The 13173-nt window shown below is 60.8% G+C and carries 17 protein-coding genes; all 17 read right to left on the bottom strand.

The window, feature by feature from the left end:
- Positions 1–61: 61 nt before the first annotated feature.
- The 17 genes from AB5Y76_RS12805 to AB5Y76_RS12725 all read right to left on the bottom strand — a co-directional run bounded on the left by AB5Y76_RS12805 (position 62) and on the right by AB5Y76_RS12725 (position 13091).
- Positions 62–601, bottom strand: a complete 540-nt coding sequence (locus AB5Y76_RS12805; RefSeq protein WP_263717448.1) for a DUF3833 domain-containing protein — start codon at positions 599–601, stop codon at positions 62–64.
- A 14-nt stretch (positions 602–615) separates the two neighbouring features.
- The gene (locus AB5Y76_RS12800; RefSeq protein ID WP_263717447.1) at positions 616–1158 is read right to left on the bottom strand and encodes a chalcone isomerase family protein; all 543 of its coding nucleotides are present in this window, start codon (positions 1156–1158) and stop codon (positions 616–618) included.
- Positions 1115–1336 carry a TIGR02450 family Trp-rich protein gene (locus AB5Y76_RS12795; RefSeq protein WP_019445887.1) on the bottom strand — a complete coding sequence of 74 codons (222 nt, stop codon included), beginning with the start codon at positions 1334–1336 and terminating at the stop codon, positions 1115–1117. Before AB5Y76_RS12795 ends, AB5Y76_RS12800 begins: the two co-directional genes overlap by 44 nt.
- Positions 1333–1809, bottom strand: coding sequence for a DUF2878 domain-containing protein (locus AB5Y76_RS12790; protein ID WP_263717446.1), 477 nt, complete (start codon positions 1807–1809; stop codon positions 1333–1335). Before AB5Y76_RS12790 ends, AB5Y76_RS12795 begins: the two co-directional genes overlap by 4 nt.
- A gap of 2 nt (positions 1810–1811) precedes the next feature.
- Complete coding sequence (locus tag AB5Y76_RS12785; protein ID WP_263717445.1) at positions 1812–3068, bottom strand: cyclopropane-fatty-acyl-phospholipid synthase family protein; 1257 nt, start codon at positions 3066–3068, stop codon at positions 1812–1814.
- Complete coding sequence (locus AB5Y76_RS12780; protein WP_263717444.1) at positions 3068–3850, bottom strand: DUF1365 domain-containing protein; 783 nt, start codon at positions 3848–3850, stop codon at positions 3068–3070. The genes AB5Y76_RS12785 and AB5Y76_RS12780 overlap by 1 nt, the downstream gene beginning before the upstream one ends.
- Positions 3847–5106, bottom strand: coding sequence for an NAD(P)/FAD-dependent oxidoreductase (locus tag AB5Y76_RS12775; RefSeq protein WP_263717443.1), 1260 nt, complete (start codon positions 5104–5106; stop codon positions 3847–3849). Before AB5Y76_RS12775 ends, AB5Y76_RS12780 begins: the two co-directional genes overlap by 4 nt.
- A complete protein-coding gene (locus tag AB5Y76_RS12770) occupies positions 5103–5837 on the bottom strand; it encodes an SDR family NAD(P)-dependent oxidoreductase (protein WP_263717442.1) in 735 nt (244 codons plus the stop codon). Before AB5Y76_RS12770 ends, AB5Y76_RS12775 begins: the two co-directional genes overlap by 4 nt.
- Positions 5834–6262, bottom strand: coding sequence for a nuclear transport factor 2 family protein (locus AB5Y76_RS12765; protein ID WP_263717441.1), 429 nt, complete (start codon positions 6260–6262; stop codon positions 5834–5836). Before AB5Y76_RS12765 ends, AB5Y76_RS12770 begins: the two co-directional genes overlap by 4 nt.
- Position 6263: 1 nt before the next feature.
- Positions 6264–7685 carry a deoxyribodipyrimidine photo-lyase gene (gene phrB, locus AB5Y76_RS12760; protein ID WP_263717440.1) on the bottom strand — a complete coding sequence of 474 codons (1422 nt, stop codon included), beginning with the start codon at positions 7683–7685 and terminating at the stop codon, positions 6264–6266.
- Complete coding sequence (locus AB5Y76_RS12755) at positions 7682–8569, bottom strand: MerR family transcriptional regulator (RefSeq protein WP_263717439.1); 888 nt, start codon at positions 8567–8569, stop codon at positions 7682–7684. Before AB5Y76_RS12755 ends, phrB begins: the two co-directional genes overlap by 4 nt.
- A gap of 69 nt (positions 8570–8638) precedes the next feature.
- Positions 8639–9586, bottom strand: coding sequence for a DUF523 and DUF1722 domain-containing protein (locus tag AB5Y76_RS12750; protein ID WP_040096502.1), 948 nt, complete (start codon positions 9584–9586; stop codon positions 8639–8641).
- Between the two features lie 180 nt (positions 9587–9766).
- The gene (locus tag AB5Y76_RS12745) at positions 9767–10414 is read right to left on the bottom strand and encodes an autotransporter (RefSeq protein WP_263717438.1); all 648 of its coding nucleotides are present in this window, start codon (positions 10412–10414) and stop codon (positions 9767–9769) included.
- Between the two features lie 173 nt (positions 10415–10587).
- Positions 10588–11160, bottom strand: a complete 573-nt coding sequence (locus tag AB5Y76_RS12740; RefSeq protein WP_263717437.1) for a DUF3157 family protein — start codon at positions 11158–11160, stop codon at positions 10588–10590.
- 106 nt (positions 11161–11266) lie between these two features.
- On the bottom strand, positions 11267–12103 hold the full coding sequence (locus AB5Y76_RS12735; RefSeq protein ID WP_257690581.1) for a hypothetical protein: 837 nt from the start codon (positions 12101–12103) through the stop codon (positions 11267–11269).
- Positions 12104–12182: 79 nt separating this feature from the next.
- Positions 12183–12461: a DUF6482 family protein gene (locus AB5Y76_RS12730; protein WP_005338699.1), complete on the bottom strand. Its 279-nt coding sequence runs from the start codon at positions 12459–12461 to the stop codon at positions 12183–12185.
- 18 nt (positions 12462–12479) lie between these two features.
- Positions 12480–13091: an HAD family phosphatase gene (locus AB5Y76_RS12725; protein ID WP_201932775.1), complete on the bottom strand. Its 612-nt coding sequence runs from the start codon at positions 13089–13091 to the stop codon at positions 12480–12482.
- Positions 13092–13173: the final 82 nt, after the last annotated feature.

The raw sequence follows: 13173 nt of genomic DNA, 5'->3' as shown, positions 1-13173 counted from the left end.
TTCGGTAAACAAAAGCGCGCCATCGGCGCGCTTTTTACTGAGCGTTATCTTGCGTTAACGGTCAGGGCTGACGTTCGATATAGAGGATCACTTCGCCAAGATGGATACCGAACTTGCTGATCTCGGCACGATTGATCAGACGATCTTCGTCCAGCAGGTACATCCAGTCATCGAAGCTCACCCGCACCACCTCGCCATCCGGCAGCGCCAGATCGAGCTGATAACGCCAGTTGAGGGCAAACCCTTCGCTTTTACCCACCGCCCCCCCCACCACATCGGAAGCAGTACCGCGCCAATGACCATCATCACCCTTGCTCAGATACCAGGTACGGGTCTGCTCGCGGCCATCGTCAAAGTAGAACTGCTCGAACAACTCTCCCTTGCCATCCTTCCAACGACCCACCATCTCGACCCGAAAGCGACTGGTCACTTCGCCGCTGCGGTCGGTCACCAGGCCGTGAGCTACCAGTTTGCCGTTGAAGAAACGGGCAAGATCCCAGTTTGGCCCCTGCCCCCGATAGTCATCGAGACTGGCACCACAGCCACTCAGCAGCAAAAAGGGGAGCAACAGCAACCAGCGGTATGCACGATAGAAAGACATCAGAGACTCCATGTTCAGGGTTGGCCACGCAGACGGCGGGTCAGGGCGGGATCGCGGCTGTTGTCAGCCAGCCAGATGGCGAGAAAAGCGGCCGAGAATTGCGGATCGGCCAGAGTCCCGAGGGACTTCTCCTGCCACCAGAAGTGGCCTGCCCCGCCCTTGTCGACATAGAAGGTGAGCTTGTCGCCAGCCTGTACATCGGGCCAGAGTGCAGCGAGCTGGCCAAGCCAGCGCTGACGCTCGGCGTCAGAGCCAAGACCGAGTCGCTGCCACTCGGCGGCAGTGGCGCTCAGCAGATCTTCCCGCTCGATGGATCTGGCATAGGTGAGGGTCAGGGCCTGCGGATAGTGACCGGGCTGATAGCGCCCGCTTTCACTGTAGAGGGTGGCATCGTAGAGCTTGAACCAGAGCCAGTTCATCTCCCCCTGCCCGACAGGGCGCAGCTGCTGCCAGGGGGAGGCAGAGGCCTGCACTGCGGTTGCAGCCAAGAGCGTAAACGCCAGCAGTAGCGGGTTAATTCCACCCCATATGCCAGTGGTTGGGGTCTTCCAGTTCATGCCAGTCCATCTCCTGTTCCTGCAGGGTGTTGATATCCTGCATCACCACCTGCACCAGCCGACCTTGCGCATCCCGCTGGCAGGCAACCACCAGATAGAAGCGATCAGTCAGCTCATGCTGGCTCTCTTTGGTCCATTTGGAAAAAAGCAACGAGTCGGTCGAAAAGGTGTTTGTCATGACTCACCCTCCAGCTTGACCATTACCCACAGGAGTACGGGTAACCACCACATCCAGATCACTGCCAGCAGCGCCGTGCTGATCCAGATGCCCCAGGGTAAGTTTACTGCCCCCATGGCGGCCCCCGCCACATAGGAGGAAGCACCGCCAAATACGCCAAACAGCGCCTGCTGCCAGCGAGGCAAGCGCAGCAGCCAGCGCATACCGTGGGCCAGCGTCAGGGCAAAACCAAGCCAGAGCAGCACCAGCCAGAGGGGAAAACCGGAAGGAAAACGGAACAGGCCGAGCTGCCAGAGCAGCACATCCAGCAGACAGCCAGCAACCGCAATGGGGAGCAGCCGCCAGTCACGCAGGCGGCTGGGTGAGAAGATAAAGTGCAGCAGCAACATTGCCAGCAGCGGGCCCGGCTGCTGCCACTTCACCGCCAGCAACCAGTAGAGGTTGAATCCCAGCAGGTGAGCCCACTGCCACATGGTCAGTGACCGCTTACTGGCACATCACCCGACCAGCCAGCGGGCCCCGGCTTGGCGGCCTCCAGCTGCACCAGACTGATGCTGCGCTCCCAGAATCCCCCCTCGCAATAGGCGAAGTAGAAGTGCCACAGCCGGATGAAATCCTGACTGTAACCGAGCTTGGGCAGCTCGGGCGCCAGCGCCAGAAAGCGCTCGCACCAGTGAGCCAGAGTGCGGGCATAGTGGTGACCGTGATCGTGCAACCGCACCAGTTGCATGTCGGTCTCCCGCGCCAGCAACCCCGCCATCTGGGAGACGCTCGGCAGGCAGCCGCCGGGGAAGATGTAGCGCTGGATGAAATCGACTCCGCGCAGATACTGAGCATGGCGCTGATCGGCGATGGTGATGGCCTGAATCAGCAGGCGACCACCGGGTTTGAGCAGCCGCGACAACTGGCGGAAATAGTCGGGCAGGAAGGCGTGGCCTACCGCCTCGATCATCTCGATGGAGACCAGCTTGTCATAGGTGCCCTCCAGCTTGCGGTAATCCTCCAGCAGCAAGGTGATGCGATCCCCCAGCCCCTCCCGCGCAATCCACTCCTTGGCATAGTCATGCTGGGCCCGGGAGATGGTAGTGGTCGTCACCCGGCAGCCATAGTGGCGGGCGGCATAGACGGCGAGGCCACCCCAACCGGTGCCGATCTCCAGCAGATGATCGTCAGGCCCTAACTCGAGCCGCTCGCAGATGGTGCGCAACTTGGCCTGCTGCCCCTCTTCCAAAGTGGCCTCGGCGCTCGGATAGATGGCGCTCGAGTACTGCATATGGCTGTCGAGAAAACCCTGATAGAGGGTATTGCCGAGATCGTAGTGGGCGGCGATGTTGGAGCGCGAACCGGTCAGAGTATTGCGGTTGAGCCAGTGGCGCACCTTGTTGAAGGGGAAACTGAGCCAGCCGAGGCGCCGCTCGAGGGAGTCAAGCAGGGTCAGGTTGCGGGCCAGCAGCCGCACCAGCGCCACCGGATCCGGGCTGGTCCAGAGCCCCTCCACCCAGGTTTCCCCGGCGGCAATGCTGCCCCCCAGCAACAGGCGACGATAGAAGGCAGGATCCTGCACCACCAGTTCGGCATGCAGATCGGTGCCAGCGATGCCAAAGCTGTGGCGCTCACCGCCATCCCGCAGCAGCAGCTGGCCATGTTCGAGGCGACCCAGCAGATTGAGCAGCAGTTGTCTTGCCCCCTTGTCGATGAAAGAGGCAGAGAGGGTTGATTGAGCAAGTTCCATTAGCGGCTCTCCGGATGGGTAAAAATCGGGGTTCGTTTGATAAATAGACGCAGGGCCTGCCAGTAGATCCCGAGCAGCACCTTCATGGTCATCCAGGGCCAGCGGGCCAGCAGGGCCACCAGCCCCTTGCGCGACAAGGGTTCGCGAGTGAGCGCCAGGGTTGCGTCAAACAGCTTGGCTTCACCGGATACGGGATGACTCTCGATGTGGATCAGTGTCTCCTGCTCGGGCGGCCTGATCCGCCAGTGATAGCGCATCGCCAGCCCCATAAAGGGGGAGACGTGAAAATCCTTGTCATGGGGCGCCAGCGCCGCCAGATCCAGCAGGTAGTAGTGACGCTCGTTCCAGGGAGTGTTCGAGACCTCTGCCAGCAGATAGCGCGCCTCGCCCTGCCGATAGCAGAAGTAGAAGTTGACCGGGCTGAAGTAGAATCCCAAACAGCGCACGTTGCCGAGCAGCAGCACCCGCCCCTCGGAGTCGGCATCGCCACCCAGCTCGCTCACCTTCTGCCACACCGCCTGCTTGAGGCTTCCCTCACTCCCCTTGAGATAGTCATGGCGGTGAAACGAGAGCAGCCCCGAGCGCTCCACACCGAACCAGCGTCCCTGATCGAGCTGCGGCAGCTCGTCGAGATCCAGTCCCAGCATAAAGAGGCTGTAGGAGAAGGCGTGAGCCCGCGGCGCAAAACGGCGATGGCGCACCGAGCCCTGCCAGATGGCGCTGGTGACGCCAGCCAGTTCGTCGGCACGCCCATGTTCGGTGGCAACGGTCGCGCCATTCATAGCTCGGCCCCGAAGCGCCTGGCGACATCCAGCGCGCTGCGCACCCCATCCTCGTGGAAGCCGTTGTACCAGTAGGCGCCACAGAAGTGGGTGTGCTGCTGGCCGCAGATCTCCGCGCGCCGCTGCTGGGCGGCGATGGAAGCCTGATTGAACACCGGATGGTGGTAGACGAAGCGGCGCAGCACCTTGCTCTCATCCACCTTGCCCTTGGGGTTGAGGCTGACGCAGAAGGGCTCCGGCGAGTTCACCCCCTGCAGGATGTTCATGTTGTAGCTCACCAGCGGCCGCGCCTCGTCATTGCCATCGAGCTGATAGTTCCAGCTGGCCCATGCCTTGCGGCGGGTGGGCAGGCAGCTAGCATCGGTGTGGAGCCAGACATCGTTGGCCTGATAGGGCATGTCGCCGAGGATGGCCTGCTCCCGCTCGCCGGGATCCGCCAGCAGCGCCAGCGCCTGATCGCTGTGGCAGGCGAAGATCACCTCGTCAAACCGCTCCTCGCCGTAACTGCTCTGGATTACCACGCCGTCCGCTTCCCGTCGCACACTCTGCACCGGACAGGCGAGGCGGATCTGCGACTGCCATCCGGCGGTAAGGGGGCCGATATATTCCCGCGAGCCACCCGGGATCACGTACCACTGGGGGCGATTGGCCACATCCAGCAGGCCGTGGTTGGCAAAAAAGCGCAGGAAGAAGCCAAGGGGGAAGGCACGCATATCGGCCAGAGTCGATGACCAGATTGCCGCCCCCATCGGCAAGATGTAGTGGCGGGCGAAGTAGTCGCTAAACTCCCCCGCCAGCAGAAAGTCTCCCAGCGTCAGCTCGGGGCCAGCACCCTGATGTTGACCATCTGCCAGCCAGGCACGTGCCTCCCGGTTGAAGCGCAAAATCTCGCCAACAAAACTGTAGAAACGGGGGCTCAACAGATTGCTGCGCTGGGCAAACAGGGTATCGAGGTTGTGGCCGTTATACTCCAGCCCTTCCGGGCTCTTCACCGAGAAGCTCATCTCGGCCGGTTGCCGCGCCATGCCGATCCGTGCCAGCAACTTCAAGAAGTTGGGGTAGGTGCGATCATTGAAGACGATAAAGCCGGTGTCGATGGCATAGCTGCGGCCAGCCTGATTCACATCGACAGTGGCTGTGTGCCCCCCCAAAGTCGGTGCCGCCTCGAACAGGGTGATGTCATGGAGTTTGTGGAGCAGAAAACCGGCGGTGAGCCCCGAGATCCCTGAACCGACGATGGCGATCTTTTTCTTCATGAATGGCTTCCTTTCGATACGAGTGCGCGGCCAAGGCGCAGCCAGAGCCCCACCGGCAGCGCACCAAGCAGGCGCAGCAACCAGATGAAACGGCGGGGAAAGTGGATCTGGTGACGACCAGAGGTCAGCCCGTCCATGATGGCACGGGAGGCCTGCTCCACCGTCACCAGACAGGGCATGGGAAAATCATTTTTGGCGGTGAGCGGCGTCTGGACAAAGCCGGGGCGGATCAGGGTCACCCCGATCCCTTTGCTGGCCAAATCGAGGCGCAAGGTATCCGCCAGATAGTCGAGGGCCGCCTTGGAGGCGCCATAGGCCTCGGCTCGTGGCAGCGGCAGCCAGCTCACCGACGAGCTGACGATGGCCAGCCGTGACCCAGCCCCGAGCAACGGCAAGAAGGCGGCCAAAGCATGGCCGGTGGCGGTCAGATTGGTCTCAATCACCCGGGCAAACAGCTCGCTGTCAAACCCATCGCCGACATCCATGTACTCGCAGTTGCCTGCGTTGAGGATCAGCAGATCGAGGAATGGCAGCGTAGCAGCCACCCCGCTCATTGCGGCCAGATCCCGGGCATCGAACTGCAGCGGCGTAATACCGTGCAGCCCCAGCGCCTGCAGCCGTTCACCATCGCGGCCACAACCCCACACCTGCCAGCCTGCCCGCCGGTAATCCAGCGCCAACTGGCGACCGATGCCGGAGGTCGCCCCTGTGATCAGCACTCGGCCGCTCATGCGCCAAGCCTCATCTTGATAGTGCGCACCACTGGCCCGAGCAGCGGCAACTGCTCGTAGAGCATGGCGCCCAGGTCAAAATAGTCCTGGTGCTGGCACACCTTGCCCGCCTCGTCGAATTCGAGGCGGGTGGCCCCCTCCACCGTCACCGGCTCACCACCACGCAATCTGGGGTGAGAGAAGGTCATAGTCCAGCCGAGCCAGGCCTGCGGCCCCTGCTGCTGCTGACTGGTGATGACGAAACGGCAGTAGGCGAGGCGCTGATAGAGGGCGGCAAAATAGTCGCCAAGGGCCGCCAGCCCCTCGATACGGTGGGCCGGATCGGTAAAGACCACCTGTTCGGCATAGACCTCGGGCAAGCGGTGCAACTGCTGTTTGTCCAGTTGCTGATAGAGGCCAAGAAAGCGGGCCAGCGGCTCGTTCATCCTATTTCTCCAGAGAGCGAAACATCTCGATGGCTCTCACCCGGGCAACGGCGTGATCCACCATGGGTGCCGGATAATCCTGTCGCCCCTTGAGCCGCAGCCAGTCGTGGGGCTGATGCACATAAGCGGCGGGAATATCGGCAAGTTCAGTTACCCAGGTACGGATAAACTCCCCTTGTGGATCAAATCGTTGCCCCTGGGTGGTGGGGTTGAAGACCCGAAAATAGGGCGCAGCATCGGCGCCGGTACCCGCTGCCCACTGCCAACCGCCGTTGTTGGCCGCCAGATCTCCATCGATGAGCCGACTCATGAAGTAATCCTCCCCGAGCCGCCAGTGGATATGGAGATCCTTGGTGAGAAAGCTCGCCACTATCATTCGCAGCCGGTTGTGCATCCAACCGGTAGCGTTGAGACAGCGCATCGCCGCATCGACGATGGGGTAGCCGGTGCGCCCCTCGCTCCAGGCGGCGAAGGCATACGGGTCCCAGCCCCACGGCAAGGCTGCCGTCTCGGGTTTGAAGGGGTGATTCATGGAGAGGGTCGGGATCAGCACCAGCAGGTGGCGATAGAACTCGCGCCAGACCAGCTCATTGAGCCAGACAAAGCCGGGCTGGGCCTTGGACTGGGGCCGATAGCCAAGCCGCTGCTGAAGCGCCGCCACACACTGACGAGGACTGATGATGCCCGCCGCCAGATAGGGGGAGAGCACGGACGTGCCCGCGATGGCAGGAAAATCACGGGTCTCGCCATAGTCGAGCACTGCCTGTTCCAGAAAAATGTTCAAACGGCGCAGAGCTTCTGCCTCCCCCACTGGCCAACGCGGATCAACCGTCAGCTCGCCGAGAGCTTCATCAACCCACGCCCGCTCAGCCAGCGGCTGCCACGGCAAAGGCTCGCCACGCGGTGTCGGCGCGCGATGAATGACAAACCCCTCCTCGTCGAGGGACTTGAGCCAAGCGCGGCTGAAAGGGGTGAACACCTTGAACATCTCACCCGAGCCGGTCAGTACCCGCCCCGGCGGCAATACGCAGCAGCCGTTGAACCAGTGACAACTCACCGCCTGCTCTGCCAGCGCGGCGCTGACGGCATGGTCGCGACGCAGTTCATCGATCTCGATAGCCTGATTGGCGTAGAGCTGGGTCACCCCCTGCTCGCGGCAGAGGTTTGCCAACACAGCGGGCACCTCGGTAAAAGTCTCCACTCGCAGCAGATGGAGCGGGATGCCGAGGGCCGCCAGCTCGCGGCCCAACTCATCCACCTGCGCCAACATAAAGCGCTGACGGATGGGGGCCATTTTGTGCTGCCGCCACTGGGTGGGGGAGATGATAAAGAGCGCGGCGACCGGCTCATCACCGGCGCAGGCATGCCGCAGCGCGGGGTTGTCGGCGAGGCGCAGATCATTGCGAAACCAGACCAGCTTCATGATTTTTTCCTCCCGCGTCCGCTGGTGCCAGCAGCATCTGGGGCATCCGCTATCAACTCGGCAAGGCTCGCCTGCCAGCCATGGGCTTTAAGCCACTCATCGTCGTAGAGGCGCCCCAGCTCGCCAAACAGGCGTGTGCCTGCGGGCCACCCGGCGGCCAGCTCCTGCTTGCCGAGCCCGGCACCCAGCAGCACCAGCCAGGGGGTAACGGCACGCCCCTCCAGCAGGCTGGCATGGCGCGGCTCGACCGCCCCCAGCAGTTGCACCTCATAGCCCTGACCGATCAGCTCGTAGGCGGCCCAGACCAGATCGAGGGGGCCAACCTGTCCCCAGCTCGCCAGCGTGATCGGCACGCCCTTCTCCTGCTCGATCTGGTGGCGGGCGAAGCGGGTATGGAGCCAGCCCAGCCACACCTGTTGCAGCAGCTCGCCATCGGGCCGCTCGCGCCACAGCCCCAGCAGCCGCTCCACCAGCGGTTGCAGTACCCGGCTGCGCACCAGCTCGAACGGGTAGCTCGCCAGCAGATCGTTAAGCTCGGCCTCCGCCTTGCGCTGGTTGAAAGCGAGTAACGCCTGACTGAACTGCTCCAGGGTCTGCTGCCAGTGATCGCTCACCGGCTCGGAATGGGGTTCGCTCAGGAGCCCCTTCACCTGCCCGATACTCACTCCCCGCTCCAGCCAGCTCAGGATCTCGCCGATCTGGCGGATATCCTGCTCGCTATAGAGGCGGTGGCCCTTTTCGGTGCGAGCCGGTTGCACCAGACCGTAGCGGCGCTGCCAGGCTCGCAGGGTCACGGCGTTGACGCCGGTGAGGCGGGAAACCTCGCGAATGGGGTAGATCCCCTCATCAGCGAGAGGAGCAACTTCTTGCGATAAATCAGACATGACAACGTCCATCAAACAGAGGGGTAAAGCCCCCCGGCGCAAACCATGCGCCGGGGCAACAGAACGGATTCAGAGCCCGTAACGCAATTTCAGCGTATCGGGGTGCGGATTGAGATAAACCTGCTCGGCGAGGTAGGGATTGGGGTACTCGCGCAGGTAGTGACGGATCAGGGTGAGCGGCACCAGCAAGGGGAATATGCCGGTGCGGTACTTGTCGATGGTATCGGCAAGCTCCTGCTTCTGGGCCGGGGTCAGCACCCGCTTGAAATAGCCCTGCAGGTGCATCAGCACATTGGTGTGGCTGCGGCGGTTGGCTCGCAGGGTCAGCGCCGTCATCAATCCCTTGATGTAGTTGTCGGCCACCTCCTGCAAATTGGTGGACTTGCCCAGATTGCCGAGCAGCTTGCCGAGGATGCGGTAGTGGGTGGTGGCATGGGAGAGCACCAGATACTTGTAGCGGGAGTGGAAGCGGATCAGCGCAGAAGCGGTGATGCCGCGGGCGCAGAGCTGCTGCCAGTCGTGGTAGGCGAAGACCCGCAGCACGAAGTTCTCCCGCAGGATGGGGTCGCACAGGCGGCCATCTTCCTCTACTGGCAGCAGGGGGTTGGCCTCCATCAACGCCTTGGCAAAGAGGCCAATCCCCTCCTTGGCGCTCCCCTCGTTGTTGGCGCCATAGACCTTGACCCGCTCCATACCGCAGCTGGGGGATTTGGCACAGAGGATATAGCCGGAGATAAAGTCGAGCTGACGTGCCTTCTGCTCGCTGAAGGCAATCAGCTTTTCGGTGACATCGAAGCTGCCGTTGCTCGCCTCGGCGCGGATCTCGCCGTGACGCTTGACCAGCCGGATGGCGGCGCGAGGCGCCCCTAGACCGATAGCCATCTCGGGACAGACGGGGTGGTAGTCAAAGTGAGCGCCAAGATCCCGTTCGCAGAAGCTGGAGCGCTTGTGGCCCCCATCGAAACGTACCTCTTGTCCCAGCAGGCAGGCACTGATACCGACTTTAATCTTGTACATGATGAAGCTCCTTGTATAAGCATTGATTCAGTTATAGCAGTTATACAAAAAAATGAAAGTTGTATAACTATTTGCGACTGATACGACACAAGGAGAAAAAAGGGATCACCGGAAAAAGAAAAAACCCATGGCGAACGCCATGGGTAAAAAACAAGACACTACGGACTACGGGAAGGGGGATTAGAAGCTGTACTTCACACCCAGGCTGGAGATGGAACCTTTTTGCAGATCCCAGTTGCGATAGGTGTAATCGGCAGTCAGCGCCCAGTTCTGGTTGAGCTTGTAAGCACCGCCCACCTTGAAGTCGTGCATATCGGCGGTCATGTTGGCGTAGCGGTAGGCAGTGGAGAGCTCGACATTGCCGATGTCGTAGCGCAGACCCACTTCACCGTACATGCTGCCACTGCTCTTGCGGCTCACCAGATCCCAGCCCTTGACGTCATACGCCTGCTCGCGCTCCATGGTGTAACCCATCAGACCGGTTTCACCGTAGAGGTTCAAGCCGGTGCTAAGCGGGGTAAAAACACCGATACCCAGGCTGCCGATACCCATGCTGTCATTGCCGTGCTGGGCAGAGGTGCCCTCGGAGAGCAGACGACCGTAGAAGTTGTTGGAGAACGATTTGGAGAGATCCAGCGTCACACCGCCAAAATCGCGAGTGCCCTGATTGCTGGCATCACGTGGGAACAGCGGGTTGTTGTTCAGATAGTCGGATTTGGTGTGCGCCCAAGTAGCCGCGCCCTTGGCGTAGCTGAAGGCATCCTGCGCCAGTGCAGAGGTAGAAGCAAAACCGGCCAGAACCAGAAGGGAAACAGCGCTCTTTTTCATCTCATTAACTCCATTGATAAGCTCGTCGAGCTGGTATGGAGTCATTGTGCGGGGACGGCGTGGCGTTGCCGAGCGGCAAGCTGTTGCCAAATCATGTCAGATGTAAGCAGATATTGCGGATGATGACAGGAGTTACAAATGGCTGGCGTGAGCCTCACGCCAGCCGGTAAACATCAGCGGAAGACCACCTCGTCGATCTCGACTCGCACCAGCGGCTGACCGGTCAATCCGGCAGGACGGGGGATCTCGAGGGCCAGCGACGGACGGGCTTGCCCCTTGCGCAGATAGGTTTCCGGCAGACGATTCTCGGCAACCCAGAAGCGGGCCTCCTGACGGCTCAGCTGCACCCCGTCAGCACTGAACAGGGTCACCATGCCACGCACCCCGACTACATTGCGGGTACCGGTATTGCCCACCATAAAGGTCAGCGCCAGCGGGTCAGATCCCTCGATCTTGTCGAGCTTGACCACCACACCGTCACGCGCCATCTGGGCAAGCAGTTCCGGATTGGCCTTGGCCTGATCGGTCAGCACCGGAGCAGCAACGGCCACCACGGCCCCAGCCTTCCCATCAGCAGCCACGCCCTGTACGGACTCGGCCGGTTTGATCACCAAATACTCCCAGGTGAAGTCGTCGTTGAGCTGAACCTGCCGACCATCGGGCAGCGTCACCTGAGAAAGAGGGGCAGCCTGCGCCAGTACGGGGGAGAGGCACAGGGCAATCAGCAGACGGGAGAAGGGTTTCATAGGGCGAAGCTCGGTAACGGGTGAAAGGGCGACAGTATAAACAGTCCCGTCGCCCCTTGCCTATGACAGCACTCACGTTCTGGCACCGGCATCGCTTGCCCGCAGGCTAGATGGCGAGATCGTGCCGCTCTTTCTGTGCCATATCCAGGGTCACCAGATCGAACTTGCTCCCCTTGAGGGCAGACAAAATATCCGATTGCATATCAAAGGCCTGCGCACGCTGATGTTCGGGTAGACGCACCCGGGCCAGGGTGGTGGAGCAGTCGCACAGGGTATGGAAAAAGACCTGTGCCTCGTCCAGCCCCATGTCGGCCAGCATCTGCTCGGCCTGATCCACCATTCGCAGATAACGCTGCTCAAGCTGCCGTGGATTAGTGAAGCGATTGCTGAGGCAACCATTGCTCCCCTTGCCCCAACGACCGAGCTGACGCTTGTTGAAGCCGTAACGATAATCGCGACGCATCAATCCGTTGTCGGCAAAAAACCAGATTGAGTTGGCAGGCAGAGACCCGAACTGGGCAAGATAATCATCACGCTCCTCCACCGCTGCCGGAACCAGCAACGGCAGATGAGCCCACTCAGAACGAGTCTGCACATAATCACCAATGCGGCGAACCGGGTCGATCAGCCCTTCAATATTTGGCAGGCGATCGCAAAAGACGATCTCGTCACTCTTGATGACCCAGTGATCGATGCCATAACGCTGGCAATAACGGCGGGCTCGGGCCACTTCACTGCGGCTGCGGGTCGGATTATCGAGGGTAATTGCATGGATTTTCACACCGGCAGCGCGGCACAGCTCGATGCTGTAGCAGGATTCCAACCGTCCCGAAAAAGAGACAACCAGCTCGTCAAAACTTGCCAGTCGCTCAATCAGCAGCTGTTCCCTGGCTTGAAAAGAGTGATCATATCCCTGATTCAGTACAACTACATTGGCACCCATTAAACAGCTCCGGATGATGAACAGGTGCAGTATTGTGCGGCAAACAAACTGAATAGACCCTTAAAGAGTCTGGTTAAAATTAAAACTTGATGATTATTTCCTGTGATTCTGCTGCTAAATCTTCATTTTGGGCGTCATAAATTCGTAATCTTGCTTGGTGAACCCGATGGGCTCGCAAGAAACCCTGCGCCTGATCCAGCGAGGTGAAAGTCAGGCGCCCTCCCTCGCTGTCGGTCAGGCAGAGGCACTCCCCTTCTGCCTCAACACAGAGCTGATAACCGCTGCCATCCTTGCAGGCGATGATCAGGGTCGCCTCGGGATAATGACTGAGCCAATTGCGAAACCGGCCATGCTCCATAGTGCTCCTAGAGGGGCATCACCCCCTGCCGGTGGCGGGCAAACAGCCCAGCTCACCCAGTTGCTGGCGGCAACTCGCCGCGTCGGTAAAGACGATTCCCCTGATACCGAGGGCCTCGGCGGCCGCAATGTTGGCGGGACTGTCATCGATGAAGAGACACTCTGCCGGTTTCAGATCGAACGACACCAGCAGATAGCGATAGATATCCGGCTCCGGCTTCATCATCCGCACCCGCGCCGAGACCACCTTGCCGCTAAAGAAGCGCCAAAAATCCTGATGCTGCTCCAGCCAGTCGATGCTGGCATGACCCATGTTGGAGAGGGCATACAGGGTGTACCCCGCCCCGTGAAGCTCGGCTATCAGGGTTAGCATAGCGGGATCTGGCTGCAGGGAGGCGGGAACGGCCTGTAAAATGGCCAGATTCTGTGCCGCCGAAAGGCCGGTGCGCGCTTGCGCTTCCCGGGCCATGGTGTGGAGCGACATGGTGCCTCTGTCTACCTCCAGCCAATCCGGGTGGTTAAAGAGCTGCTCGGCCAACTGTTCGGCCCCTTGCGGACCACGCACGGAACGCACTATGCCTACCGGATCCCAGCTCACCACCACCCGTCCCAGATCGAAAATAATCGCCATCGTCTTTACCTCCTCCACTGGGTTTCAGTCATCAAAACAGAGTCAATAGAACATCATTCATACGCCATTTTCTTAACCGGAT

Origin of the sequence: Aeromonas sp. R1-2 (genome assembly GCF_040908505.1) — a bacterium.
GTDB classification, from domain to species: Bacteria; Pseudomonadota; Gammaproteobacteria; order Enterobacterales; family Aeromonadaceae; genus Aeromonas; species Aeromonas veronii.
Note: the sequence above shows the minus strand (reverse complement) of the source record. Positions and strands in the feature narration are given on the sequence as shown.